Genomic DNA, 23,455 nt, shown 5'->3' on the forward strand with positions numbered 1-23,455 from the left:
CAACAAACTGCTATGCTGCTAACTTTTTCGCCCATCGACCAACCTGAAGGACGAGCCGTGCCACTCCGCGATCTGCTACTGGGCCTCTTCGTCATCGCCATCTGGGCGCTGAACATCATCGTCATCAAGCTCGGGGTAGCCGACCTGCCGCCGCTGCTACTGACCACCCTGCGCTTTGCACTGGTGGCCGGGCTGCTGGTGCCCTTTCATCCGGTTCATCGACACCAACTGCCTTTCCTGCTCATGCTCTCGCTGACCTTCGGCAGCCTGCACTTTGCCCTGCTGTTCATCGGCCTCGGTCAGGCCGAGGCAGGCACCGGCGCCCTGCTAGTGCAGATGGGTACCCCTTTCGCCACGGTACTGGCGGTCATCTTCCTGCGTGAGCACCTGGACGCCAGACGACTGATTGGCCTGGTGCTGTCGTTCGGTGGCGTGGTGGTCCTGGCTGGCGGCCCCACCCTTCCCGCGCCGCTGCCACTGGCACTGCTGCTGCTCAGCGCACTGGGCTGGGCCATCTCGCAGCTCTTGATCAAACGCGGCCCCAAGATTCCACCACTGGCACTGGCCGGCTGGATAGCGCTGCTCTCGGTGCCTCAGGTGGCGCTGGGCTCATGGTGGTTCGAGACGGATCATCTCGCGGCGCTCAAGAACGCCGGTTGGGCGGGCTGGGGCGCAGTGGTTTACACCGCCGTGATGTCATCGATCGTCGCCTACGGCATCTGGTATGGCCTGCTGCGCCGCCACCCGGTCAGCAGCGTCACACCGCTGACGCTGCTGATGCCGGTGGGCGCGGTGCTGCTTGGCGCCTGGCTGCTCGGCGATAGCCTGAACATTTACAAGCTGGTCGGCGGCGGGCTTGTGCTGGCCGGGCTCGCGCTGATCATCCTTCAGCCGGCCCGCCAGCAGGCCGATACCTGAAGCTCACGGCTCGCACTGCCCCTCTGCTGGTCAAGCGGCCCGGGCAGGCTCACACAGTCGCCCACCTCAATACCGCGTTTGGCGAAATACCCGGCATTAACCTCCAGCGCCGCCACATAGGCGACACCGGCTCGATAGGCGCGGCAATCCCCCGACACATCAGAGCCGCAGGGGGTCATCTGGCGGATGGCGGCAATGCGCCCGTCGCCGTCGATGAAGGCGATATCCAAGGGAATCAGGGTGCGATACATCCAGAAGCCGCTGTCCGGCGATTGGGGCCGCTCATAAACAAACAGCATGCCGGCTTCTGCCCCCAGCTGTTCGCGCCCCATCAATCCATTCGCCCGCTGCTGCGGACTCTCGGCTAGCTCCACCTCCAGGCGCGATGGCCCCTGATCGCCATGAATGGCCAGGGTCGTGGACGCGTAGTGAAGCTCGGCTGCGCGGGCAGTGCTTGCCGGCCAACCGGCCAACGGCAGCCAGGCGATTGCGCCCGAGGCACCGCCGATGGCGGCCAGGCCTGAAAGAAAACGACGGCGGCTCATGCTTGCGGACAGGCTTATAGGAACCTTCATGAGTGGACCTCTCGGGTCATGAGGATGCGCCTGGCATCAGGTGGATAGCGGCGGCCAGCAGCGAGACCTGCACGGTCTCGCCTCGCGCCAGATCATTGCGACGGGCGGCGTGGGTGGTGATCTCGAAGCGTAGCGTCTCCGCACCATGATCGAAGGCCAGCGTGATCTGGGTCACGCCGCCCAGCACCACCATTTCCTGAACCTGGCCTTCAACCGGATTTTCTCGCTCGCCCTTTGACGGCCGGCCACGCCGGTGCAGGACCACGTCAGAGGGCGGCAGATACCAGCGCAGCGTCTGGCCGGGGGCGAATGCCTCGAGCCCTTGACCGACCTCTAGCCGATAGGGGCCCCAAGCCAGCCGTCGTTCGCCATGCTGTTCGATCACCTCACCGCTGAAGACATTGTGGCGATCCAGCAGCCGGGCAATCAGTGGCGTGTCTGGCGTGCGAAACAGGGTCTCCGGCGTCCCGCTCTGCAGGGTCTTGCCGCCATGAAGAACGCACAGCCGATCGGCCAGGGCGCTGGCCTCTTCCAGGTCATGAGTGACCAACACCATGGGAATGGTCAGCGTTTCGCGCAATAGCGCCAGTTCGCGTTGCAGGCGCCGACGGGTGACCTGATCCACCGCCGAGAAAGGCTCGTCGAGCAGCAGCACCTGGGGCTTGCGGGCCAGGGCCCGGGCCACCGCCACCCGCTGGCACTGGCCGCCCGAGAGCTGGTGAGGCAGGCGGTCCTCTAACCCTTCGAGCCGCACCCGCGAAAGCCAGGCCTCCGCCGTTGCACGCCGCGCCTCGCCACCATCACCCTCCACCGCCAGCAGGACGTTATCCCGGGCGCTAAGGTGAGGAAACAGGGCGTAGTCCTGGAAGACGAAGCCGATACGCCGGGCCTGGACGCTGAGCGAATGCCCGCGCGCGGCATCGAACCAGCTCTCGCCGCCACAGTGAATCTGCCCGCTGGCCACCTGGGTCAGGCCGGCGATAGCCCTCAGCAGCGTGGTCTTGCCGCTGCCAGAGGGACCGACCAGGCCCAGAAGCTCACCGGGCGCACAGGCAAAGTCAGCTGCCAGCGGAATCGGCCCTGCCTGATGCAGCGAGACGCTCAGTCCCTGGACGTGATGTCCTTGGAAATGCTGCCCCTCGGTATGAAGTGCCTCGACATCGGCCCCCTCGTCGCCGACACCCACGGCCTGTGAATCGTCATGTCCGCGCTCAGCCATGGCGGCGCCCTCCTCGCCTGGAAAGGCCATAGACCACACCAATGGTCAGGAACGAGATGCACAGCAGCAGCGCCGACATGCGGCCGGCGCCGGCTTCGTCGAAGGCCTGCACTCGGTCATAGATAGCGATTGCCAGGGTGCGGGTCTCGCCGTCGATGGCGCCGCCGACCATCAGGATCACCCCGAACTCGCCAAGGGTGTGGGCGAAAGTCAGCGCCAGCGCCGACACCACGCCTGAGCGCACCAGCGGCAGTTCGATGCGCCAGAAGGTCTGACTAGTCGACAGACCACTACACCAGGCGGCCTCGCGCAGGGTCTCCGGCACTGATTCGAAGGCGCGCTGAATCGGCTGCACGGCGAAGGGCAGGTTGACCACCAGCGAGGCGAGCAGGATGCCGGTGAAGGAAAAGTTCAGGCTGGTGCCGGTCATCGACGCCCAGAAACCACCCAAAGGGCCGTCCCCGGCGAAAGCCAGCATCAGATAGAAGCCCAGCACCGTGGGTGGCATCACCAGCGGCAGAGCCACCAGGGCTTCGATCAGCGCCCGGCGTCTTTGCATTCGGGCCAGACGCCGCCCCAGCCAAAGCCCCACCGGCAGCAGGATCAGACAAGTGCCGAACGCCAGGCGCAGCGAGACAGACAGCGCGCCCCAATCCATCAGGGCGCGTCCGGAGCCGGCACGGCAAAGCCATAATCACGAAACACCTGCCGCGCGGGCGGGCTCTGTAGGTAGGCATAGAAGGCCTCAGCCGTTTCCCCGGCTCCCGGCAGTAGAGCCATGCGCTGGTAGAGGGGCACATGCCAGGCCTCGGGAATCAGCACATAGCGGCTCTTCTCTGCAAGCAACGGTGAGCATGCCAGTGAATAGGCCACCAGACCGCCGCGGGTATCGGCAGACAGCGCGAAACGTGCCGCCTGGGCGACGTTCTCACCCTGCACCTGCAAGGGCTGGCTGGCGTCCCACAGGCCCTCATGCTCCAGTGCCTGACGCGCCGCGACGCCATAGGGCGCATGCTCAGGGTTTGCCAGGGCGAAGCGAGCCCGGCTGCCGTCGGTCTGCCAGGCCCGCACGGCGGCTTTCACCGCGGCCAGCGGCGCCTCGGGGGAAGGCTGCTCGCCCAGTTGACCGTCCTCTCCGCCTTCCCCGCTCTCCCCGCCTTCCTCGCCATCTAGGCCCTTGCGCTGCAGCCAGACCAGGCGCCCCCGGGCGTAGCGCACCCCGGCATCCCGGGTCTTGCCGGCCTCATTAAGCGCCTGCACGTAGCCTTCATTGGCCGAGAGAAACAGCTCGAAGGGCGCGCCCTGGACGATTTGCCGACGGAAGTTGCCAGATGACCCCATGTTGAGGATTACCTGGCGTCCGCTGACCTCCTGAAAATCTTCGGCGATCTCGGTCAGGGCGAACTGCAGGCTCGACGCCACGGCAATGCGGGGTACGTCGTTGGCCATGACGGCTGGCGCGACGGCCAGGCCCACGACCAGCAGCCACTGGGCAAGCTGGCGCGTCAACACTCGCATAGTGAAATCCTTGTCTGAGAATGAAGATCAAAAGATCAAAGGTGCAGGGGCATATCATCACAGCGTCCCTGAGCCGGCAACGCACGCGGCGACATGCCAGGATGTCACATCAGTGCAATGATACTAATTCAGTCTGAATGGTATGGCGCCATCCCCCCGACGAGGCTGATTTTCACACAATGCCGCTCTCCACGCAGACCCTGATGCAGCAAAGCGATGCCCAGTGGCTTGATTTCATCATCAAGGCCAACGCCCTGACGGTGCTTTTTCAACCCATTGTGGATGGCGAAAGCCAGCTGATCTTTGGCTATGAAGCGTTGGTTCGCGGCCCCTCAGATTCCCCGCTACATTCTCCCCTGAAGCTATTTGCCAGTGCCGAGCACGCAGGACGATTGGTCGAACTCGACCTGCTGTGTCGTCGGTTGGCTATTCAGCGCTTCGTCGAAATGGAGCTGCCGGCGCGCCTGTTTCTCAACGTGATGCCGGCCACCATCCTCGAATGGGATTTCCGCGAAGGGGCCACCATCGAGTACCTGAAACTCGCTGGCCTCTCGCCAGAACGGGTGGTGATCGAGCTGACCGAGCACGCGCCGATCCATGATTACGAACTGATGCGCCGAGCGGTTACCCACTATCGCAACATGGGTTTCAAGGTAGCGCTGGACGATCTTGGTGCAGGCTATTCCGGGCTGCGCCACTGGGCCGAGCTGCGCCCGGACTTCGTCAAGATCGATCGCCACTTCATCGAAAGCATCGACCAGGACTGCCTCAAGCAGCAGTTTCTGCGCTCGATCATCGACGTCTCACGCAATCTGGGCTGCCAACTGATCGCAGAGGGCATCGAGACCCGAGAGGAATATCACATCCTCTGGGAAATGCAGCTGACCTATCTGCAGGGCTATCATTTCGCACGCCCCAGCGAAGCCCCCCCTCGTAACATTGAAAATCTCAGGTACACCCCGCAGCGTCAGCCTGCCACCAGCCACATCGCCGCCTCGATCAGCCAGCCGATTGCCGCTATCGATGCCAAGAGCAAGCTGCCAACGCTGCTCGACCGGTTCAAGCATGATCTCGGGCTGCGTTGCGTGGCACTGGTGAGAGAGGGTCGTCCGATCGGCGTCATTCGTCGCAACGACTTCCTGACGCTGTTTGCCAACCCCTTCGCTCACTCTCTGTACGCCAAGAGCCACCTGGAAGAGCTCGCCGACAAGCAGATGATCGTGGCACGCAATGACACATCTCTGGAGCAGCTGAGCCAGTGGGTCACCGAAGCCGATGGCGGCCGTCACGAGGACTTCGTGATTGTTGATGAGGATGGGCTTTACCAAGGCATGGGCAATATCATCGACTTGCTTCGCGAGATCACCTCTCAACGTGTGCGCCAGGCTCGCCACGCCAACCCCCTGACCGGCCTGCCAGGCAATGCCCTGATCAACGACGCGATGGCGTCGCACCTTGCCGAAGGACGCGATTTCGTCGCCGCCTACTGCGACCTGGACCAGTTCAAGGCCTACAACGATGATTACGGCTATGCCCATGGCGACGAAGTCATCATTGCCGTGGCGAATCTGCTGCAGGATACGCTGATCGAGCACGGTCACTTCGTCGGCCATATCGGCGGTGATGATTTTATGCTGCTGCTGAGCGGCGGTGACTGGCAGGCCCATTGTGAGCAGGTGCTGGACCGTTTCGAGGCCATGGCGCCCAGTTTCTACCGCCCCGCCGACCAAGAGGCCGGTGGCATCGCAGGCGAAGACCGCCAGGGAAACCGCCAATTTTTCCCCTTCATCAGCCTGACGCTGGCCGCTCTGCCGGTGAAGCCCGGCCGTTTCAGCAGTGCCTTGACCATCGCCGACCGACTCTCTGAACTCAAGTGCCATGCCAAGCACGTGTCAGGCAATAACCTGCTGATCGAGCGCCGACGCCACTGAATCCAGTAACAACGAAGGCAGGTCGTCCACTTATCACTTTCCCTTCTTAGCTGCTTCTCTTACTGCCTCCTCCCAGGGCCTGCTCACAAGCTCCGACTGGACCGGGGCCATCCAACCACCTTTGGATGAAGTAGCCTCGGCAAGCACACGCCATAGACGAGCTTAAGGCCCACATCAGTGTCGCCGGCAGGGCGACTAGACGGCAGCGCGGAATCCCGTCACCGATGCTTGACGCCCGCTGGGTAGCTGAGTGACCGAGGCGACCGGCACGTCAATCTAGACGATCGCGAAATCAGCCGGCTTGCCTTCTGCGCTCTGATACACATCAAAGATGGCCTGCAATGCCGCCGCTATACTGCCCTCAACCCCGCGTCGCCGGAGATTACCATGGATCCCTCACCGCTCTTCAGCGATGCCTACCAGCCCCGCGAGATTGCCAAGCGGGTGGCCAGCATGGGCGTGACCAAGGCCCACGCCGATGCGCTCACGCTGCTGGTACTCGGCGTGCTGGCCGGCGCCTTCATCGCCCTGGGGGGCTTCTTCTACACCGTGGTGATCACGGACAGCACCCTGGGGCTGGGCGTGACACGGCTGCTCGGCGGGCTGGCCTTCAGCCTCGGCCTGGTGCTAGTGGTAGTGGGTGGCGCCGAGCTTTTCACCGGCAACAACCTGCTGGCCATGGCCTGGGCCAGCGGCCAGATCAGTACCCGCGCGCTGCTGCGCAACTGGGGGCTCGTGTATGTCGGTAACGTAATCGGAGCGCTGGGCACCGCGCTTCTGGTGGTGTGGGCCGACAGCGGGCTGCTGGGGGGCGGTGCGGTGGGCGAGACCGCGCGGGGCATCGCCGTCGCCAAGGCCGAGCTCGGCCTGCTCCCCGCCTTCGCTCGGGGCATGCTATGCAATGTGCTGGTGTGTCTCGCTGTATGGCTGGCCATGGGCGGGCATAGCGTCACCGACAAGATCCTGGCCATCACTCTGCCGATTGCGGCCTTCGTGGCGATGGGCTTCGAGCACTCCATCGCCAACTGGTTCTTCCTGCCGCTGGGCATGGCGCTGGATGCTCAGGGCCAGGTCTCGCTGGCCGGCGCAGCCACCAACCTGCTGGTGGTGACCCTTGGCAATATCGTCGGCGGCACCCTGCTCGTCGCCGGCGTCTACTGGCTTGCCTACCTGCGCCCTGCGCTACACCCGAATGGCAACGACAAGCCTCCGCCATCGCCCCCCTCTCTCAAGTAAAACCTGGCGGAGCCGATAAGCGATCATGCCTTTAAATTGTACATTAGCTATACAGGTAAGTTTAAATGTACAATCAAAAATAACGCTTACAGAAGGAATTGCCGCTCATGCCCCGCCAGGCTTTCACCATGTCACGCCATCATCAGCGGGCCGACCGATTGATGTGGATGCCCGCCCTGCTTCATCTACTCCTTTGCCTGGGACTCGGGCTCGCCACCGATACCCTGGCGCTGGCCGTCGGCTTCGTTGCCATCGCCTTTCCCATCGCCGCACTGGTGCAGTGGAAGGCCCCGGGACACATCGTCAACGGCTTCCTCAAGGCGGCCCTGTTCATGGGCCTGTCGGCACTGCTGATTGAACAGAGCGACGGACGCATCGAGGCCCACTTCAGCATCTTCATCATGCTCTCGACGCTGATCCTTTACAGCGACTGGCGCGTGATTGCCTTCGGCGGCGCGGTGATCGCCATTCATCATGCGCTCTTTACCTGGCTGCAGTATCAGGGCCTGGTCAGCCTCTACTTCAGCATGAGCGAGATGACACCGAACCATCTGCTGGCCTGCCTTGCGATGCATGGTGGCGCCGTGGTGGCACAGGTGGTGGTGCTGGGGTATCTGGCGCGGGTGCTGCATCAGCTGCTTAATGAAAGCCTGCGTGTCTGCGAGCTTGCGGAGCGTGCCGGTCATGGCCGACTCGACACGGCCTTCACGCCAGATGAGCGCGCGCGCCCGGCGCTCGGCGCCATGGCCAATATGCAGCAACGCATCAGCACTACCCTGCACGCCGCCCTCGACACGGCAAGCCAGGTCAATGACCTGAGCGATGGTCTTTGTCGCGAGCAGGACGCACTCCGCGAACAGGCGCACCGAAACGCCGCCCAGGTCGAGCGGGCCTCGGCCAGCGCTACCGAGCTGACCGCTACCACCCGCGAGAGCGCCGCTGAGGCCGGCCGGGTGCATCAGCTCGCCGGCGAGGCCGAGCAGGCTGCCCGACAGGGCGGCGAGACCGTCATCGAACTGCGCCATGCCATGCAGGCTCTGGAAGCCCAGATCACCGATATCACCGGTCTGCTCGGCGAGATCGATGCCATCACCTTCCAGACCAACCTGCTGGCGCTGAATGCTTCCGTGGAAGCGGCTCGGGCCGGGGAACAGGGTCGAGGCTTCGCCGTGGTGGCAGGGGAGGTCCGCAACCTGGCCGCCCGCACCAGCGACACCGCTTCGCGAATCGGCGAACTCACCCGCGACACCGGTGAAAGCCTGCAAAACGGCATGACGCAGACCCACCAGGCCGATGCGGCGATGCGCCAGGTGGTCGATGTCTTCGAGCAGGTCTCCCTGCGCCTGGCCGGCATCGATCAGGCCAGCACGCAGCAACGCCAGGGCATCGAGGCGCTCGAGGGCAGCATCAGCGAGATGCAGTCATCGCTGCACCACACGACCCACGCGCTGGAGGAGTCCCATCACATGGCCGAGCGCCTGGCAGGCTCCGCCGCCGTCCTGATGCATCACGTAGGAGAATTCCGCCTCGCCGAGCCCTCCGGAACCACCCCCTCACCGGCCACAGACACCCGCGAGGCACCGCGCCTTGGCGGCCAGCCCCCGGCCCTGAGTGCCTTTGCCGGCGCATGAATCTTGCTTCGCCAGCGCATGCGTACTTATCCCCGGGGCCGCTGACAGGTCCCGAGGCCGATACCGCTCAAGCATCGAATCGATTGTGAAGAGGCGGGCGTGAACCGGTATAATGCGCGCCCGCACGTTTGCACACTCGCACGCTCGGCGCACGCTGAGCCCTTTCGATTGGACCCCCCTTTGATCTCCACCGCCAATATCACCATGCAGTTCGGGGCCAAGCCCCTGTTCGAAGATGTCTCGATCAAGTTCAACAACGGCAACCGCTATGGCCTGATCGGCGCCAACGGCTGCGGCAAGTCGACCTTCATGAAGATTCTCGGCGGCGATCTCGAGCCGTCCGGCGGGCAGGTGATGCTCGATTCCGGGACTCGCCTGGGCAAGCTGCGTCAGGACCAGTTCGCCTATGAAGACCACCGGGTGATCGACACCGTGATCATGGGCAACACCGAGCTGTGGGAGGTCGCCGACGAGCGCGAGCGCATCTATTCGAACCCGGAAATGAGCGAAGAGGACGGCATGCGCGTCGCTGATCTCGAGACCCGCTTCGCCGAGCTCGACGGCTACACCGCCGAAGCTCGTGCCGGCGAGCTGCTGCTCGGCCTCGGCATCCCCGAGGCCCAGCACTTCGGCCCGATGAGCGAGGTGTCGCCTGGCTGGAAGCTGCGCGTGCTGCTGGCTCAGGCGCTCTTCGCCGACCCGGACGTACTGCTGCTCGACGAGCCCACCAACCACCTGGATATCAACACCATCCGTTGGCTCGAGGGCGTGCTAACGGCCCGCAGCAGCACCATGGTGATCATTTCCCACGACCGCCACTTCCTCAACAGCGTCTGCACCCACATGGCGGACCTGGACTACGGCGAGATCCAGCTGTTCCCGGGCACCTACGACGACTACATGACCGCGGCGACTCAGGCCCGCGAGCGCCTGCACGCCGACAACGCCAAGAAGAAGGCCGAGATCGCCGACCTGCAAGCCTTCGTCAGCCGCTTCTCGGCCAACGCCTCCAAAGCCAAGCAGGCCACCTCGCGCCAGCGCAAGATCGACAAGATCCAGCTCGAGGAGGTCAAGCCGTCTAGCCGTGTCAGCCCCTTTATTCGCTTCGAGCAGAACAAGAAGATCCACCGCGGCGCCGTGCAGGTCGAATCTCTCACCAAGGGCTTCGATGAAGGCCCGCTGTTCGAGAAACTGGGTCTGCAGATCGAGGCCGGTGAGCGCGTGGCGATCATCGGACCCAACGGCGTCGGCAAGACCACCCTGCTACGCTGCCTCAGCGGCCACCTGGCCCCGGATGCCGGCGAAGTGAAATGGACCGATGCCGCCGAGATCGGCTACTTCGCCCAGGATCATGCCGACGACTTCGCCAACCCGGCCACCCTCTACGAGTGGATGGCACAGTGGACCGACGGCGGCGAGCAGATGATCCGCGGCGCACTCGGTCGCATGCTGTTTTCCAACGACGATATCGGCAAGTCGGTGAAGGTGATCTCCGGCGGCGAACAGGGCCGCATGCTGTTTGGCAAACTGGCCCTGCAGAAGCCCAACGTGCTGCTGATGGACGAGCCCACCAATCACCTGGACATGGAATCCATCGAGGCTCTCAACCTGGCCCTGGATCACTATCCGGGCACCCTGGTGTTCGTCAGCCACGACCGCGAATTCGTGTCGTCACTTGCCACCCGCATCCTCGACATGAGCGGCGACAAGATCGTCGACTTCAGCGGCAGCTATGACGACTACCTGAAGAGCCAGGGCGTCTACGGCTAAGCGGCTGACTGTCACGCCTCCGCAATGCGGCATCGGCTATGCTTGAGGATTTGGACGGCGTGAGCGGCGCGGAGATCGACGCGAGGGGCGCGGGTTGCGCCGTCGATCGAGAGCCACGTCGCCGCACAACTGTCAGCGAGTACCCGCCGAATGCCAGCCCCACCCGACACTCAGACAGCGACGTCCCTGATCCTTGAGGCCGTCGCCGTCGGCGCCCTTGAGGATGTTTCCCTGAGCCTCGCTCCGGGCGAGATCACCTGCCTGTCCGGCCCCAGCGGCTCTGGCAAGAGCCGCCTGCTGCGCGCCATTGCTGATCTGGAGCCTCACGAAGGCGAGATCCGACTCGGTGATCAGGCTCAGGCGACGCTGCCCGGCCACGCCTGGCGCCGGGCGGTGATGCTGGTGCCGGCGGAAAGCCAATGGTGGGCCGAGGATGTCGGGGCGCATTTCGACCGCGACTGCCAGGCGGGTCTCGAGGCTCTGGGCCTTTCTCCGCAAACCCTCGACTGGCAGGTGGAACGGCTCTCTTCGGGCGAGAAGCAGCGGCTCGCCCTGCTGCGTGCCCTCTCCCGCCGGCCTCGTGCTCTCCTGCTGGATGAACCCACCGCCAACCTGGATCACTCAACCACCCTTTCTTGCGAGGCCTGGCTAGGCGAGCAGGCCCGCCAAGTCGGCATGCCGGTGCTGTGGGTCGCCCATGACCCGGAGCAGATCAAGCGAGTCGCCCAGCATCATGTCCGGATCACAGGCTCCCGCCTGGAGACGACCCCATGAACTTGATTGCCCTGGAATGGTGGCAGTTGGGCCTCGCTGCACTGATGGTCGTGGGCCTTGCGGCCTGCACCACGTTTGCACGCCTGGAAATCGGCCGGCCATTGCTGATCGCCGCGGCGCGCACGGCGGTGCAACTGACGCTGATCGGCCTGGTGCTGGAGGCGCTGTTCGCCTCGGCACGCTTTCAGTGGGTGGTGATGATGGCCGTGGCCATGCTGCTGATTGCCGGGCGCGAGGTGATGACGCGCCAACGACGGCGGCTCACCGGCGGCTGGGCCTTCGGGATCGGCACTCTGGCGATGTTCCTGTCCTCCTTCAGCGTCACGGTGCTGACCCTAACCGTAATCGTCGGGCCCGAGCCATGGTACGCGCCCCAGTACGCCATCCCGCTTCTAGGGATGCTGCTCGGCAACACCATGACCGGCGTGTCGCTGGCGATGGACCGTCTCACCACCAACGTCTGGCAGCAGCGCAGCGTGATCGAGAATCGGCTGATGCTGGGCCAGCCCTGGCAGGAAGCCATCGGTGACGTGCGCCGTGAGGCCATGCGCAGCGGCATGATCCCCACCATCAACGCCATGGCCGCGGCCGGCGTCGTCAGCCTGCCGGGCATGATGACCGGCCAGATACTCGCCGGCAGCGCCCCGGCCCTGGCCGTGAAATATCAGATCCTCATCATGTTCATCATCACCGCCGGCACCGGCTTCGGCACTCTGGCCGCCGTCGCCGCCGCCAGCCGACGGCTGTTCGATGAGCGCGAGCGGCTGCGTCTGGATCGGCTTAGCCCGCTCAAGGGCCAGGGTAGTTGAGTAGCCGGTCCGACGGCGCAGCAGTTCAGCGCACTAGCTTTGCCCGCTCAACCGTGCTTTCCGATCAACCGTTCTTGGCGCTCAATCACCGCTTCGGCGATGAAATCCAGGAAGGCGCGAATCCGGGCCACCCGGCGCAAGTCGGGGTGCGTCAACAGCCACAAATCGGTACTCAACTCCGCCAATGGCTCGCTGAGCCTTACCAGCCGTGAATCGGCATCGGCGAGATAGCAAGGCAGTACCGCCACACCGGCGCCTTCGCGAACGGCACTGAACATGCCCAGCATGCTGTCGAGTCGGTAGCGACACGTCGCCGCCACCGCTTGGTGCTCCATCCAGGCCTCCAGCGCCGAATAGCCCAACTGGGCATCGGGCCCCACCCAGTCCAAGCCATGCCAATCCTGCTCAGCGGCGTTATTGGCTTGGCACTCACGTGAGCCATATACGGCCTGAGCAATTTCGCCAATACGGCGCCCGACCAGCATCTCCGGCGGCGTCGACGAAGGCCGCACCGCCACATCCGCATCGCGTCGGGTCAGGTTGTACAACTGATTGGAGACGGCGACCTCTAGCACGATATCCGGATGCATCCGGCGAAAGTCCGCCAATAGCGGCGCCAACAGACCGGCGAGCAAGGTATCCGTGGTCGTCACCCGCAGCGTGCCGGACAGTCTCAAATCACGCCCCGCGACTCGGCGCTCGGCCCCCAGCACCTCTCGCTCGACACGGGCGCCGGTGGCGGCCATGTCCTCGCCGGCCGGCGTCGGCGTGTAGCCGCGGCGACCGCGCACGAAGAGGCTGACGCCCAGACGCCGTTCGATGCCGTCCAGGCGGCGAAACACCGTGGCGTGACTGAGTCCCAGGCGGCGTGCGGCACCAGACAAGGAGCCCGCCGCGTGGATGGCCAATACGACCCGCAGGTCGTCCCAGCGGACGCTCTGTTCATCCATGCAAAGTTATCTATCAGTTATGGAGAATGTTGTTTCACCAGTGCAAAGCCTAGGCTACTCCTGACCCTAACGTCACCCCAGGAGACACGCCATGCAGGTATTGATCGTCCACTGCCACCCCGAGCCCCGCTCCTTCAACGCGGCCCTCACCAACATCGCCGTCGACACCCTGGAGGGGCTCGGCCATCAAGTGGACGTCGCCGACCTCTACGCGGAGGGCTTCGATCCGGTGGAACGCCCCCAGCACTTCGCCGCGCGGCGCGACGACGAGCGGTTCGTGCCCCTCGACGAACAGCGACATGCCGTCGAGACCGGCGGTCTGCCCGAGGACGTGCAAGGCGAGATCGCGCGCCTCGAGCGGGCGGATCTGGTGATACTGCAGTTCCCGCTGTGGTGGCATGCGCAGCCCGCGATGCTCAAGGGCTGGTTCGATCGCGTCTTCGTCTACGGCGGAATCTACAGCGGCCGCATGCGCTACGATCGGGGCCGCCTGCGCGCCAAGCGGGTCCTATGCTCGGTGACCACCGGCTCGCCGGCGCCCGCATTCTCGCGGGATGGCCGCGGCGGGGATATCGCCGCCTTGATGTGGCCCATCCACTGCTCGCTCTACTACGTTGGCCTCGAGGTACTGCCGCCCCAACTCAACTACGGCATTCAGGGCGGTGGGCTCAGCTACCAGTCCGAGGCCACCTTTCGCGACCAGCTGGAAGCCGACAAGGCGCGCTGGGTGAGTCGCCTTAAGTCACTCGACGGTGATACCCCGATCGCCTTCGCGGGATGGGACGACTGGGACGAGGTCGGTGTGCTCAAGCCCGAGCACCCGGCCCGCTGGCGTCCCTAACGCCTCGTTCTTCCCTGAGCGCCAGCCACTCCCGGCACAGCCAGCCGCCGGCCCTAGCGATCTCCGCCTCGCTCGCTCCGGCGTAGCCCAGCACCAGGCCGGGCCGGCCGGGTGGCGTCAGGTAATACGCCGACAACGGCGACAGCCCGATGCCTTGGTCGACGCCGCGGGCCACCAGCGCCGCCTCGGTGGCGTGGTTGTCGAGCCAGGCCACCAGGTGCATGCCGGCCTGCCCCTCCGACAGCTCAAGCCCCTCACTGACCGCCGGCGCCAAGGCTTCTCGCAGCCGCGCCTGGCGGTCGCGGTAGCAGTCGCGCATGCGCCGCACATGGCGCGAGAAGTGGCCAGCGGCGATGAACTCGGCCAGTGCCGATTGCACCACGTACTGCCCCTCGCGATGCAGCCGGGCGTTGGCCCGCCGACACGGGTCCACCAGGGGCTCGGGCAGCACTACATAGCCCAGCCGCAGCCCCGGGTAGAGCACCTTGCTGAAGGTGCCGACATAGAGCACCCGCCCGCCGTTGTCGAGCCCCTGGAGCGCGGCGATGGGCCGTTGGCCATAGCGAAACTCGCTGTCGTAGTCGTCCTCGACGATCCAGGACCCATGCCGCTCGGCGGCCTCGAGCAGGGCCAGGCGCCGCCCCAGGGTCATGGTCACCCCGCTGGGATACTGATGCGAAGGCGTGACCTGAATCAGCCGCGGCTCGGGCAGGTCCGCCGCCACCCGCAGGCCCTCGTCATCCACCGGCACCGGGCGCATCTCGAGCCCGGCGGCCTCGAAACAAGCCTTGGCGCCGCCGTAGCCGGGTTCCTCGACCCAGACCCGGTCGCCGGGGTCGGTGAGCAGCCGCGCAATCAGCTCGAACCCCTGCTGGGCGCCCTGGACGATGAGGATCTGCTCGGGGCGGCAGCGCACCGAGCGCGACAGCCGCAGGTAGTCGCACAGCGCCTCGCGCAGCGCCGGCACGCCGCCATGAGTCTGATAGCCCAGCCAGTCAGTGGGCGCGCGATGCAGATGCCGTCTCATCAGTCGCTGCCATAGCGCCTGGGGGAAGCGATCCAGCGCCGGCACTCCCGGCGTGAAGACGCCGGGACGCGCATTCGGGCCGGCGCTGTAACCGAGCAGCCGCGTGCCCCGGGACGACAGTGCGACGGCCGTTGCCGTCCCGGGGGCCGCACCGGCCGGCGCCGATGCCAGCCTTGATGCCGACGAAGACCCGGCCAGTCGCGGCAGATCGGCGATGAAGGTCCCGGCGCCGGGGCGCGTCTCCAGGAAGCCCTCGGCGACCAGCTGCTCGAGGGCGGCCAGCACGGTATTGCGCCCCAGGCACAGCTCCCTGGCCAGGCGACGCGAGGACGGCAATCGGCTGCCCGGGGCCAGGCGCCCCGCCTGGATGCGCTCGCGCAACCCACGATAGAGCCGCCGACTGAGCGGTCCCGATGCGGCCTCGGCGAGTTCCATGGCGAGGGCGTCGATGACCCAGTCCAGCTTGGCCTGCGATGAAAGCGGTTCCATGATTTTCCCCAAAACCGGTTCTTATTCTGGAACCACTATGCCGCCAGACTGGCATTCGGTCACCCCAAACCTCAGGAGAACCGCCATGCCCGTGCGTCCCGCGACCCACGATGACCTTTCTGCCCTAGCCGAGCTGCTCGACGGCTATCGCCGCTTCTACGGCCAGGCGGCGGACCTCGCTGCCGCCACCGACTTCGCGGCGCGCCGCCTGGCGCTCGGCGACTCGCGCCTGCTGGTGGAGGCCGGCCTCGACGGCACGCTGCGGGGCTTCGTGCAGCTCTACCCGACACTGTCGACGGTGCAATTGGCCCCACGCTGGATCCTCGGCGATCTCTTCGTGGCCCCCGAGGCGCGCCGCCAGGGCGTCGCCAAGGCCCTGATGAACGCCGCCCGCAACCTGGCCGAATCTCACGGCATCGCCCAGCTGCGGCTGCAGACGCAGGTGGATAACCACAGTGCCAAGGCGCTCTACGCCTCGCTGGGCTGGCGTCGCGACGACGCCTTCGATCACTACGCCCTGTCGCTGCCGACCGCCACGACTCGCTGAGATGGCACCTATATGGCACCTGGAGATGGCGCTTAAAGAGAGGATCACCGGATGACGACGACCAATGCCTATAACCAGCCGGTGGGCCGGCCCGTACCGGGTTGGCAGGGCGCTGCAAGCCTCAGCCCCGTCACGCTGACGGGCCAAAGGGTGCGCGTCGAGCCCCTAGTCGCCGACCGCCACGCCGACGCCCTATTCACGGCCTGGCAAGCGCCCAACGCGGCACCGGAAACGCGCGACGCCCTGGCGGCACGCTGGACTTATCTGGGTGGGCGGCCCTTCGACGACGGCCCCGGCTGTCACGCCTGGCTGGCCGACCGAGCGGCCAGTGCTGATCCATGCTTCTACGCCATCGTCGACGCCGCCAGCGGCCAGGCGCTGGGCATCGCTGCCTACCTGAACATCGTGCCCGAACACGGCAGCCTAGAGGTCGGCCACCTGCACTTCTCGCCGCGCCTCGCGCGCACCGCCGCCGCTACCGAGGCGATGGTGCTGATGATGGGACACGCCTTCGCGCTGGGCTATCGGCGCTACGAATGGAAGTGCGACGCCCTCAACGCGCCGTCTCGGCGGGCCGCCGAACGGCTGGGCTTTCGCTTCGAGGGCACCTTCCGCCAGCACCGGGTGGTGCAGGGCCACAACCGCGACACGGCCTGGTTCTCGGTGCTCGACGGTGACTGGCCGGCACTGGAGCGCGCCTTCGCGTGCTGGCTCGCTCCCGACAACTTCGACCCCCGGGGCCGCCAGCACCGCTCCCTCCGCGAACTGACCGAGGCGGCGCTGGCGGCCACCTAAAGACACGGCTGATCCCTGTCACGACGAGGAGTCACTCGATGTACGTATCCCCCGCGCTGCGGATGTCCACGCCTAAGGCCCAGGCCTTGATCGAGGCGCATCCCTTCGGCGTGCTGGTCGGCGACGACCTGCAGGCGACCCACCTGCCGTTGCAGCTGAGACGCGACGAAGGCGAATTCGGCACTCTCTACGGCCACTTCGCCCGAGCCAACCCGCACTGGCAGGCACTGGAGAGTCGCCGAGTGCTGGCGATCTTCACCGGTCCCCATGCCTATGTGTCGCCCACCTGGTACGCCACCCGCCCGGCCGTACCGACTTGGAACTATGCCGCCGTGCACGCCGAGGGGCGGTTCGAACGACTCGACGGGGCCGCCACCGCCGCGCTGATCGAGCGCAGCCTGGCCCATTTCGAACCCGGCCTGCTCAACGACAAGGTGACGCTCGACGACGCCTTCCGCGACCGGCTGCTGGCCGGCATCGTCGGCTTCCGGCTCCCCATCGCCTCGCTCCAGGGCAAGGCCAAGCTCGGCCAGCAGCGCAGCGCCGCCGACCAGGCCGGGGTCGCAGCCGGGCTGCGCGACAGCGCCGCTCCCGAGGCCCGAGCCCTGTGGCGCTATATGCAGGACCAGGCAGGAGGCACGGGAGCCCCCTGATCTCGCACCAGCTCTATGCTCCAGAGCCATGCCCCAACGCAAAACGCCGCCGCCCCAAGGGGCAGCGGCGTTTGGCTAATCTAGCTCGTCGGCGAGGGAAACGCCCTGCCAACGACCCGCCAAGTGGCGTTACTTTTCGCGTTACTTTTCCCGTTACTTGGCAGCCGGCTTGGCCGCGGTAGTCGCGGCCTTGGAGGCGCTCTTGACGCTCTCTTCAGTCAGTTTCTGTGCCTGCTGAACCACTTCCTGGTTCATGGCGACTACCTTCTCTGCATCGGCCTTGACGCGCTCACCGACGTCCTTGGCCACTTTCTGCTGACCTTCGACGTAGGTGCGCAGGCCTTCGGCATCCTTGACGTTCAGGGCGGTGCGCGCTTGGCTGAGGCCGAGATCGCTGTAGGCCTTGGCGGCATCAAACTGGGCGGCCATCAGCTTTTCGGAGTAGTCCAGGCTCATCGCGGCATAGGCGCGAGCCGGGCCGAAGAACATGGATTCGAACTGCTGGGTGACTTGATCAAAATTAGTGCTGCTCATGGTCCACCTCTTAGCGAACGGTTTCGAATGGAGAGGCATCCTGCCCCTCGCTGCATTGCAACATAGCAAAGCACTTGCTGCGCCGCAACATCGGTTTCATGCTTCTTATGTGTCTCTATTTGACGCCCATCCGTCAGCCTCGGTGCGGGGCATTGAACCGCTGCTGACGAACAGATTCCGGTCAGATGACCACACTTTGATTCAAGCGTTTAAACCGCGTCTGATCAGCGCCTTGATGCGCCTCGTGCACGGCGATACTGTCGTTGCATTGGGCGAGCCTGCCTTCGGGCGAGCGCTGCCCGCTCCACCACAATTTCAAGAACAATCTCAAGGCAGGAGCTCCCACCTTGATCCGAATCGAAAACGTCTCCAAGTCCTTTGGCGGCTTGCAGGCGGTGAAGGACGTGTCCTTCGAGGTTGCCCAGGGCAGCATCACCGGCTTGATCGGCCCCAACGGCGCCGGAAAAAGCACCCTGTTCAACATCGTCGCTGGCCTCTTCCCGCCCACTAGCGGCCGCATCGTGCTCGACGGCCAGGACATCACCGGCCTGCCTACCCACGAGCTCTTCCACCGTGGCCTGGTGCGCACCTTCCAGATTCCCCATGAGTTCTCGCAGATGACGGTGCGCGAGAACCTGATGGTCGTGCCCCCTGAACAGAGCGGTGAAAACCTCTTCAACAGCTGGCTGCGCTGGGGCCAGGTCTGCAAGGAAGATGCCAAGGTACTCGAGCGGGTCGACGAAGTGCTCGACTTCCTCGAAATCTCGCACGTCGCCGACGAGCTAGCCGGCAATCTCTCGGGTGGCCAGAAGAAGCTTCTCGATCTGGGGCGCACCATGATGACCGACGCCAAGATGGTGCTGCTGGATGAGCCCGGTGCCGGCGTCAATCGCACCCTGCTCGGCAAGATCCGCGAGGCGATTCGTCGCCTCAACACCGAGCGGGGCTATACCTTCTGTCTGATCGAGCACGACATGGACCTGATCTCGCAACTCTGCGACCCGGTACACGTGATGGCCAACGGCGAGCTGATCGCCTCTGGCCCAATGGACGAGATTCGCCAGAATGCCGAGGTCCGCGAGGCCTACCTGGGTGGCGGCGTCAGTGGTCATATGGGGGAAGACGCATGAGCAGCTCGACCACCACCCTGTTGGATGCCCGCGATATCTACGGCGGCTATGGCGGTGCCGACATCCTCAAGGGCACCAACCTGCGCGCCAACGCAGACGAAATCGTGGTCATCGTCGGCCCCAACGGCGCCGGCAAGTCCACCGCCATGAAGGCCATCTTCGGTCTGGTGAAGATCCGCACGGGCCAGGTCCTTTTTCAGGGCGAGGACATCACCAACGCCAAGCCGGAACAGATGGTGCGCCGGGGTATCGCCTACGTACCTCAGGAGCAGAACGTCTTCCCCTCGCTGACCGTGCAGGAAAACCTCGAGATGGGCGGCTATCTGATGACCGGCGATCTCGGGCCGCGGATGGAGATGATCTATGATCTCTTTCCCAAGCTCGCCGAGCGCCGCCGCCAGCCTGCCGGACTGATGTCCGGCGGCGAGCGCCAACTGGTCGCCATGGGCCGTGCGCTGATGGTCGACCCTAAACTGTTGATGCTCGATGAGCCCACTGCCGGCCTGTCACCGAAGCTGATCGACGAGACCTTCGAGCGCATCAAGGAGATCAACGCCCAGGGCATCGGCGTGTTGATGGTCGAGCAGAATGCCAAGCAGGCGCTGGCTATCGCCAGCCGCGGCTATGTGCTTGCCACCGGCGCCAATCGCCATGAGGACACCGGGCCCAATCTGCTGGCCAACCCGGAAGTCGCTGAAATGTTCCTGGGGGGCTAGCCATGAATGACATCATACAGATCCTGATCTACGGCATGGTGCTGGGCAGCGTGCTCAGCATGGGCGCCATCGGGGTGTCGATGATCTTCGGCATCCTGCGCTTCGCACACTTCGCTCACGGCGACTTCATGACGCTTGGCGCCTATATCGGCCTGACCTTCATCGGGGTGATGGGGCTAAGCCCCTGGTTCGCCCTACCAGCAGCCATGGTCGGCATGGCCGTGGTCGCCGTGGTCATCGACCAACTGCTCTACCGGCGCATCCGCCGCACCCAACCGGTCATTCTACTGATCTCCTCGTTCGGCATGGCGCTGATCCTGCGCAGCCTGATCCAGCTGATCTGGGGCTCCGAAAACCAGACCTACGCCAGTGGCATCCAGTTCCCCTGGCGCCTCGACGTGCTCGGCGGTCTGCGCATCAAGCCTGATCATGTGTGGATCGTGCTGATCTCGCTGGGCCTGGTGGCCGGCGTGCATCTGTTCCTGACGCGCACCCGGATGGGCAAAGCGATGCGCGCCATGTCCGACAACATGGACCTGGCGCTGGTCAGCGGCATTCCGGCCGAGCGGGTCATCATCGTCACCTGGATCATCGGCGGCGCCCTGGCGGCAGCAGCCGGGGTGTTCCTCGGCATCGATACTCGCCTACACCCGGTGATGGGCTGGACAACGCTGCTGCCGGTGTTCGCCGCGGCCATTCTCGGCGGCATCGGGCGACCCTATGGGGCCATCGTTGGCGGCATGATCATCGGTATCTCGATGGAGATGTCGACACTGTTTATCTCTGCCGCCTACAAGCCGGCCGTGGCCTTCGCCATCATGGTGGTGATGCTGATCTTCCGGCCTCAGGGCATCTTCAAGGGGACACTGTGATGGAACTCGCCAGCCTGTTCGCTTACCTGGTCTCGTTTCTGACCTTCGCCGGCATCTATGCGGTGCTGGCCATGGGCCTCAACACCCAATGGGGCTTCACCGGTCAGTTCAACATCGGCATCGCCGGTTTCTTCGCTGTAGGGGCCTATACCAGCGCCATTCTCACTACCCCGGAAAGCCCCGCCTATCTCGGCGGGCTGGGCATGCCCTTCCTGGTCGGCCTGATTGGGGCGACGCTTGCCTCGGCGCTGATCGGCCTGGTGATCGGGCGCATCACCGCCAAGCTGCGCACCGACTACCTGGCCATCGCCACCATTGGCATCGCCGAGATGATTCGCCTGTTCATCAAGAACGAAGACTGGCTGACCAACGGCGTGCGCGGCATCGCCGGCATCGAGCGCCCCTTCGCCGGCACACCGCTGGACAGCCCCTTCGGCTATCTGCTGGTGGTGGTGGCCTTCGTGGTGCTGGTCTACTTCCTGCTTGAACGTGCCTATGCCTCGCCCTGGGGCCGGGTGCTGCGGGCGATCCGCGAGAACGAACCGGCGACCGCCGCGGCGGGCAAGTCGATCGCCCGCTTCCGCCTGCAGGCCTTCGTGCTTGGTGCAGCCATCATGGGGCTGGGCGGCGGCCTCTATGCTCACTTCTTCGGCTTCCTGAGCCCTGAGGCCTTCATGCCGCTCTACGGCACCTTCCTGGTGTGGGTGATGCTGATCGCCGGTGGCAGCGGCAATAACCGCGGCGCGATCCTCGGCGCTGTGGTGGTGTGGGGCGTGTGGACGCTGACCGAGCTCGCCACCGACCTGCTGCCCACCGAGTACGCCACTCAGGCCGCCGCCCTGCGGGTGCTGCTGATTGGCGTGCTTCTGCAGGTCATACTGGTCACTCGGCCGCAGGGCATTCTGCCCGAGAAGCCACCCAAGCTGATCGCCCGCAAGAAGTAACCCTCGACGAGACGGGCGGGCACGCTCCCGCTCATATTCCCACCGCCCCGGCCCTTGCGCCGGGGCTTTCTTTAGGACTCCGTCTCCATAGCGACGAGGCCGCCCCAAGGCACAGGCCCGCTCGCCCCGCCGGGCAACCTCGCCTACCGGCCGCCGATACGTCGCCCGCAAAAAAACCGCCCCGGCGCGCGGCCGGGGCGGTTACTTGGAGCTATCTCACAGCGGACAGGGCATCACTCGGGCATGGTGGGCTCGAAGATGCGGTTGGTGATGATCTCGCCATCCTTGAACGTCCACTCACCGAAGGTGCCCGGCACGTCGCCGTTACTGTCGAAGTTCACCGAACCCGAGGCGCCCTCGTAGTCAATGTCCTCACCGGCCGCGATCAGCTCTACGGCCTTGGCAAACTCGCCCGGGCCGACCTTCACGCCCGGCGGATTGGCGACCATGCGAACGCTGTCACGGATCGCCACACGATCGGTGGAACCGGCCTGCTCGGCAGCCAGCGCGATGACATAGAGTGCATCGTAGGCGGTATCCAGGTAGGGCTTGGGCGGCACCTCGCCGTATTCGCCGTCATAGGCGCTGGCAAAGTGCTGGGCACCCGGCGAATCGCCGCGAGCCTGAGGCACGGTGCCGATGGCGCCTTCCACGGCCTGGGCCCCAAGGTTATCGACCAGTTCCGGCGCCTTCATGCCATCGGTGAACACGAAGTCGCGGAAGAAACCGCCCTCGAGGGCCTGGCGCAGAATGGTCTCGCCGTTCTCTGGGTAGCCGATCAGCACCAGTGCCTCGGTACCACCAGTATCGGCCTGCTGCAGTTCACCGCGATAGGCGGCCTGGCCCTGCTCGTAGGCCACGCTTGCTGCCACGGTGCCGCCCTGGGCCTCGAAGGCCTTGCTGAAGGCATCGGTCAGGCCCTTGCCGTAATCGTTGTTCACGTAGATGACACTGACGGTCTTGTAGCCTTTCGCAGCGGTGATCTCGGACAGCGCCACACCCTGGAAGGCGTCTGATGGCACGGTGCGGAACAGGAAGTCGTCGTCATCCAGGCTAGTGATCACCGGCGAGGTAGAGGCGTTGGAGATCTGCAGCACCTGCTCGGGCTTGGATACGCTCTGAGCCACCGGAATGGTCACGCCGCTGGACAGCGCGCCGAAGATGGCATGCACGCCCTGCACGTTGACCAGTTTCTGAGCCGCTGCCACGCCGGGCTGCGGCGAGGTCTGGGTGTCACCGGCACTGATTTCCATCGGCTCACCCATCACGCCGCCGTCGGCGTTGATCTCCTTGACCGCCAGCTCAGCCGCGCGCAGCGACGGCTCACCATAGCTCTGCAGGTCGCCGGTCAGCGGCACCAGCACGCCAACGTTCAGCGGTTCGGCGGTGGCCGCGAGGCTTGTCGCCATCGCCATGGCAGAAATGGCCCCGATTAATGGTTTCTTGACGATCATGGTAAACGTCTCCTGTTGCTGACCTTGATTGTTCATTATTGACAGTCCGTTAGCGAGCGCGACACTGACATCGTGACGGCCCTTGTATCGCAGCATAAGCGTAGCCTAAACATTAAACAAAA

Annotated in this window: 23 protein-coding genes; 15 read left to right on the forward strand and 8 right to left on the reverse strand. The window is 65.0% G+C overall.

The window, feature by feature from the left end:
* The first annotated feature begins 57 nt into the window (after positions 1 to 57).
* Positions 58 to 918 carry a DMT family transporter gene (locus Q2K57_RS02775; RefSeq protein WP_304526078.1) on the forward strand — a complete coding sequence of 287 codons (861 nt, stop codon included), beginning with the start codon at positions 58 to 60 and terminating at the stop codon, positions 916 to 918.
* Here the strand turns inward: Q2K57_RS02775 and Q2K57_RS02780 are convergent.
* The 4 genes from Q2K57_RS02780 to modA are packed head-to-tail and all read right to left on the reverse strand — an operon-like array spanning position 888 to position 4,230.
* A complete protein-coding gene (locus Q2K57_RS02780) occupies positions 888 to 1,493 on the reverse strand; it encodes a DUF192 domain-containing protein (RefSeq protein WP_304526079.1) in 606 nt (201 codons plus the stop codon). The two genes, Q2K57_RS02775 and Q2K57_RS02780, sit on opposite strands and share 31 nt — an antisense overlap.
* 16 nt (positions 1,494 to 1,509) lie before the next feature.
* Positions 1,510 to 2,712, reverse strand: coding sequence for an ABC transporter ATP-binding protein (locus Q2K57_RS02785; protein ID WP_304526080.1), 1,203 nt, complete (start codon positions 2,710 to 2,712; stop codon positions 1,510 to 1,512).
* The gene (gene modB, locus Q2K57_RS02790; protein WP_304526081.1) at positions 2,705 to 3,370 is read right to left on the reverse strand and encodes a molybdate ABC transporter permease subunit; all 666 of its coding nucleotides are present in this window, start codon (positions 3,368 to 3,370) and stop codon (positions 2,705 to 2,707) included. The genes Q2K57_RS02785 and modB overlap by 8 nt, the downstream gene beginning before the upstream one ends.
* Positions 3,370 to 4,230 carry a molybdate ABC transporter substrate-binding protein gene (gene modA / locus Q2K57_RS02795; RefSeq protein WP_304526082.1) on the reverse strand — a complete coding sequence of 287 codons (861 nt, stop codon included), beginning with the start codon at positions 4,228 to 4,230 and terminating at the stop codon, positions 3,370 to 3,372. The genes modB and modA overlap by 1 nt, the downstream gene beginning before the upstream one ends.
* 179 nt (positions 4,231 to 4,409) lie before the next feature.
* Here modA and Q2K57_RS02800 point away from each other — a divergent pair, with 179 nt between their 5' ends.
* The 6 genes from Q2K57_RS02800 (at position 4,410) to fetB (ending at position 12,381) form a co-directional block, all read left to right on the forward strand.
* Complete coding sequence (locus Q2K57_RS02800) at positions 4,410 to 6,161, forward strand: bifunctional diguanylate cyclase/phosphodiesterase (RefSeq protein ID WP_304526083.1); 1,752 nt, start codon at positions 4,410 to 4,412, stop codon at positions 6,159 to 6,161.
* Between the two features lie 387 nt (positions 6,162 to 6,548).
* Complete coding sequence (locus Q2K57_RS02805) at positions 6,549 to 7,397, forward strand: formate/nitrite transporter family protein (protein ID WP_304526084.1); 849 nt, start codon at positions 6,549 to 6,551, stop codon at positions 7,395 to 7,397.
* Positions 7,398 to 7,504: 107 nt separating this feature from the next.
* Positions 7,505 to 9,028 (forward strand): methyl-accepting chemotaxis protein, encoded by a 1,524-nt coding sequence (locus Q2K57_RS02810; RefSeq protein ID WP_304526085.1) that lies wholly within the window; start codon positions 7,505 to 7,507, stop codon positions 9,026 to 9,028.
* Between the two features lie 180 nt (positions 9,029 to 9,208).
* Positions 9,209 to 10,798, forward strand: a complete 1,590-nt coding sequence (locus tag Q2K57_RS02815) for an ABC-F family ATPase (protein WP_304526086.1) — start codon at positions 9,209 to 9,211, stop codon at positions 10,796 to 10,798.
* A gap of 150 nt (positions 10,799 to 10,948) precedes the next feature.
* Entirely contained in the window at positions 10,949 to 11,572 is a 624-nt protein-coding gene (locus Q2K57_RS02820; RefSeq protein WP_304526087.1) for an ATP-binding cassette domain-containing protein, read from the forward strand.
* Positions 11,569 to 12,381: an iron export ABC transporter permease subunit FetB gene (fetB, locus tag Q2K57_RS02825; RefSeq protein WP_304526088.1), complete on the forward strand. Its 813-nt coding sequence runs from the start codon at positions 11,569 to 11,571 to the stop codon at positions 12,379 to 12,381. The genes Q2K57_RS02820 and fetB overlap by 4 nt, the downstream gene beginning before the upstream one ends.
* 47 nt (positions 12,382 to 12,428) lie before the next feature.
* On the opposite strand, the gene Q2K57_RS02830 is transcribed toward fetB, so the two are convergent.
* Positions 12,429 to 13,331, reverse strand: a complete 903-nt coding sequence (locus tag Q2K57_RS02830; RefSeq protein ID WP_304526089.1) for a LysR family transcriptional regulator — start codon at positions 13,329 to 13,331, stop codon at positions 12,429 to 12,431.
* Positions 13,332 to 13,422: 91 nt separating this feature from the next.
* On the opposite strand from Q2K57_RS02830, the gene Q2K57_RS02835 reads away from it, so the two are divergent.
* Positions 13,423 to 14,172 (forward strand): NAD(P)H-dependent oxidoreductase, encoded by a 750-nt coding sequence (locus Q2K57_RS02835; protein ID WP_304526090.1) that lies wholly within the window; start codon positions 13,423 to 13,425, stop codon positions 14,170 to 14,172.
* Here the strand turns inward: Q2K57_RS02835 and Q2K57_RS02840 are convergent.
* Positions 14,138 to 15,688, reverse strand: a complete 1,551-nt coding sequence (locus tag Q2K57_RS02840) for a PLP-dependent aminotransferase family protein (protein WP_304526091.1) — start codon at positions 15,686 to 15,688, stop codon at positions 14,138 to 14,140. The two genes, Q2K57_RS02835 and Q2K57_RS02840, sit on opposite strands and share 35 nt — an antisense overlap.
* 85 nt (positions 15,689 to 15,773) lie before the next feature.
* Here Q2K57_RS02840 and Q2K57_RS02845 point away from each other — a divergent pair, with 85 nt between their 5' ends.
* Genes Q2K57_RS02845 through Q2K57_RS02855 form a run of 3 tightly spaced genes read left to right on the forward strand, consistent with a single transcriptional unit; the run spans position 15,774 to position 17,683 of the window.
* Positions 15,774 to 16,235, forward strand: coding sequence for a GNAT family N-acetyltransferase (locus Q2K57_RS02845; RefSeq protein ID WP_304526092.1), 462 nt, complete (start codon positions 15,774 to 15,776; stop codon positions 16,233 to 16,235).
* A gap of 51 nt (positions 16,236 to 16,286) precedes the next feature.
* Positions 16,287 to 17,030 (forward strand): GNAT family N-acetyltransferase, encoded by a 744-nt coding sequence (locus tag Q2K57_RS02850; protein ID WP_304526093.1) that lies wholly within the window; start codon positions 16,287 to 16,289, stop codon positions 17,028 to 17,030.
* A gap of 38 nt (positions 17,031 to 17,068) precedes the next feature.
* Positions 17,069 to 17,683 carry an FMN-binding negative transcriptional regulator gene (locus tag Q2K57_RS02855; RefSeq protein WP_304526094.1) on the forward strand — a complete coding sequence of 205 codons (615 nt, stop codon included), beginning with the start codon at positions 17,069 to 17,071 and terminating at the stop codon, positions 17,681 to 17,683.
* 153 nt (positions 17,684 to 17,836) lie between these two features.
* Here the strand turns inward: Q2K57_RS02855 and Q2K57_RS02860 are convergent, their stop codons facing one another.
* Complete coding sequence (locus tag Q2K57_RS02860; protein WP_304526095.1) at positions 17,837 to 18,217, reverse strand: phasin family protein; 381 nt, start codon at positions 18,215 to 18,217, stop codon at positions 17,837 to 17,839.
* 347 nt (positions 18,218 to 18,564) lie between these two features.
* Here Q2K57_RS02860 and Q2K57_RS02865 point away from each other — a divergent pair, with 347 nt between their 5' ends.
* Genes Q2K57_RS02865 through Q2K57_RS02880 form a run of 4 tightly spaced genes read left to right on the forward strand, consistent with a single transcriptional unit; the run spans position 18,565 to position 21,879 of the window.
* Positions 18,565 to 19,347, forward strand: a complete 783-nt coding sequence (locus Q2K57_RS02865; RefSeq protein WP_112054186.1) for an ABC transporter ATP-binding protein — start codon at positions 18,565 to 18,567, stop codon at positions 19,345 to 19,347.
* Positions 19,344 to 20,063: an ABC transporter ATP-binding protein gene (locus Q2K57_RS02870; protein ID WP_112054185.1), complete on the forward strand. Its 720-nt coding sequence runs from the start codon at positions 19,344 to 19,346 to the stop codon at positions 20,061 to 20,063. Before Q2K57_RS02865 ends, Q2K57_RS02870 begins: the two co-directional genes overlap by 4 nt.
* A gap of 2 nt (positions 20,064 to 20,065) precedes the next feature.
* The gene (locus tag Q2K57_RS02875) at positions 20,066 to 20,935 is read left to right on the forward strand and encodes a branched-chain amino acid ABC transporter permease (RefSeq protein WP_112054184.1); all 870 of its coding nucleotides are present in this window, start codon (positions 20,066 to 20,068) and stop codon (positions 20,933 to 20,935) included.
* Complete coding sequence (locus Q2K57_RS02880; protein ID WP_181463039.1) at positions 20,935 to 21,879, forward strand: branched-chain amino acid ABC transporter permease; 945 nt, start codon at positions 20,935 to 20,937, stop codon at positions 21,877 to 21,879. Before Q2K57_RS02875 ends, Q2K57_RS02880 begins: the two co-directional genes overlap by 1 nt.
* 233 nt (positions 21,880 to 22,112) lie before the next feature.
* Here the strand turns inward: Q2K57_RS02880 and Q2K57_RS02885 are convergent, their stop codons facing one another.
* Positions 22,113 to 23,333, reverse strand: coding sequence for an ABC transporter substrate-binding protein (locus Q2K57_RS02885; protein ID WP_112054183.1), 1,221 nt, complete (start codon positions 23,331 to 23,333; stop codon positions 22,113 to 22,115).
* Positions 23,334 to 23,455: the final 122 nt, after the last annotated feature.

The sequence above is a fragment of the Halomonas sp. I5-271120 genome (assembly GCF_030553075.1).
GTDB classification, from domain to species: domain Bacteria; phylum Pseudomonadota; class Gammaproteobacteria; order Pseudomonadales; family Halomonadaceae; genus Onishia; species Onishia taeanensis_A.

What these genes read in the sequence shown, in the direction of transcription:
- Q2K57_RS02780 (WP_304526079.1), bottom strand. Translation starts at nt 1,493, where the DNA reads ATGAAGGTTCCTATAAGCCTGTCCGCAAGCATGAGCCGCCGTCGTTTT.
- Q2K57_RS02785 (WP_304526080.1), bottom strand. Translation starts at nt 2,712, where the DNA reads ATGGCTGAGCGCGGACATGACGATTCACAGGCCGTGGGTGTCGGCGAC.
- modB (WP_304526081.1), bottom strand. Translation starts at nt 3,370, where the DNA reads ATGGATTGGGGCGCGCTGTCTGTCTCGCTGCGCCTGGCGTTCGGCACT.
- modA (WP_304526082.1), bottom strand. Translation starts at nt 4,230, where the DNA reads ATGCGAGTGTTGACGCGCCAGCTTGCCCAGTGGCTGCTGGTCGTGGGC.
- Q2K57_RS02800 (WP_304526083.1), top strand. Translation starts at nt 4,410, where the DNA reads ATGCCGCTCTCCACGCAGACCCTGATGCAGCAAAGCGATGCCCAGTGG.
- Q2K57_RS02805 (WP_304526084.1), top strand. Translation starts at nt 6,549, where the DNA reads ATGGATCCCTCACCGCTCTTCAGCGATGCCTACCAGCCCCGCGAGATT.
- Q2K57_RS02810 (WP_304526085.1), top strand. Translation starts at nt 7,505, where the DNA reads ATGCCCCGCCAGGCTTTCACCATGTCACGCCATCATCAGCGGGCCGAC.
- Q2K57_RS02820 (WP_304526087.1), top strand. Translation starts at nt 10,949, where the DNA reads ATGCCAGCCCCACCCGACACTCAGACAGCGACGTCCCTGATCCTTGAG.
- fetB (WP_304526088.1), top strand. Translation starts at nt 11,569, where the DNA reads ATGAACTTGATTGCCCTGGAATGGTGGCAGTTGGGCCTCGCTGCACTG.
- Q2K57_RS02830 (WP_304526089.1), bottom strand. Translation starts at nt 13,331, where the DNA reads ATGGATGAACAGAGCGTCCGCTGGGACGACCTGCGGGTCGTATTGGCC.
- Q2K57_RS02835 (WP_304526090.1), top strand. Translation starts at nt 13,423, where the DNA reads ATGCAGGTATTGATCGTCCACTGCCACCCCGAGCCCCGCTCCTTCAAC.
- Q2K57_RS02840 (WP_304526091.1), bottom strand. Translation starts at nt 15,688, where the DNA reads ATGGAACCGCTTTCATCGCAGGCCAAGCTGGACTGGGTCATCGACGCC.
- Q2K57_RS02845 (WP_304526092.1), top strand. Translation starts at nt 15,774, where the DNA reads ATGCCCGTGCGTCCCGCGACCCACGATGACCTTTCTGCCCTAGCCGAG.
- Q2K57_RS02850 (WP_304526093.1), top strand. Translation starts at nt 16,287, where the DNA reads ATGACGACGACCAATGCCTATAACCAGCCGGTGGGCCGGCCCGTACCG.
- Q2K57_RS02855 (WP_304526094.1), top strand. Translation starts at nt 17,069, where the DNA reads ATGTACGTATCCCCCGCGCTGCGGATGTCCACGCCTAAGGCCCAGGCC.
- Q2K57_RS02860 (WP_304526095.1), bottom strand. Translation starts at nt 18,217, where the DNA reads ATGAGCAGCACTAATTTTGATCAAGTCACCCAGCAGTTCGAATCCATG.
- Q2K57_RS02870 (WP_112054185.1), top strand. Translation starts at nt 19,344, where the DNA reads ATGAGCAGCTCGACCACCACCCTGTTGGATGCCCGCGATATCTACGGC.
- Q2K57_RS02875 (WP_112054184.1), top strand. Translation starts at nt 20,066, where the DNA reads ATGAATGACATCATACAGATCCTGATCTACGGCATGGTGCTGGGCAGC.
- Q2K57_RS02880 (WP_181463039.1), top strand. Translation starts at nt 20,935, where the DNA reads ATGGAACTCGCCAGCCTGTTCGCTTACCTGGTCTCGTTTCTGACCTTC.
- Q2K57_RS02885 (WP_112054183.1), bottom strand. Translation starts at nt 23,333, where the DNA reads ATGATCGTCAAGAAACCATTAATCGGGGCCATTTCTGCCATGGCGATG.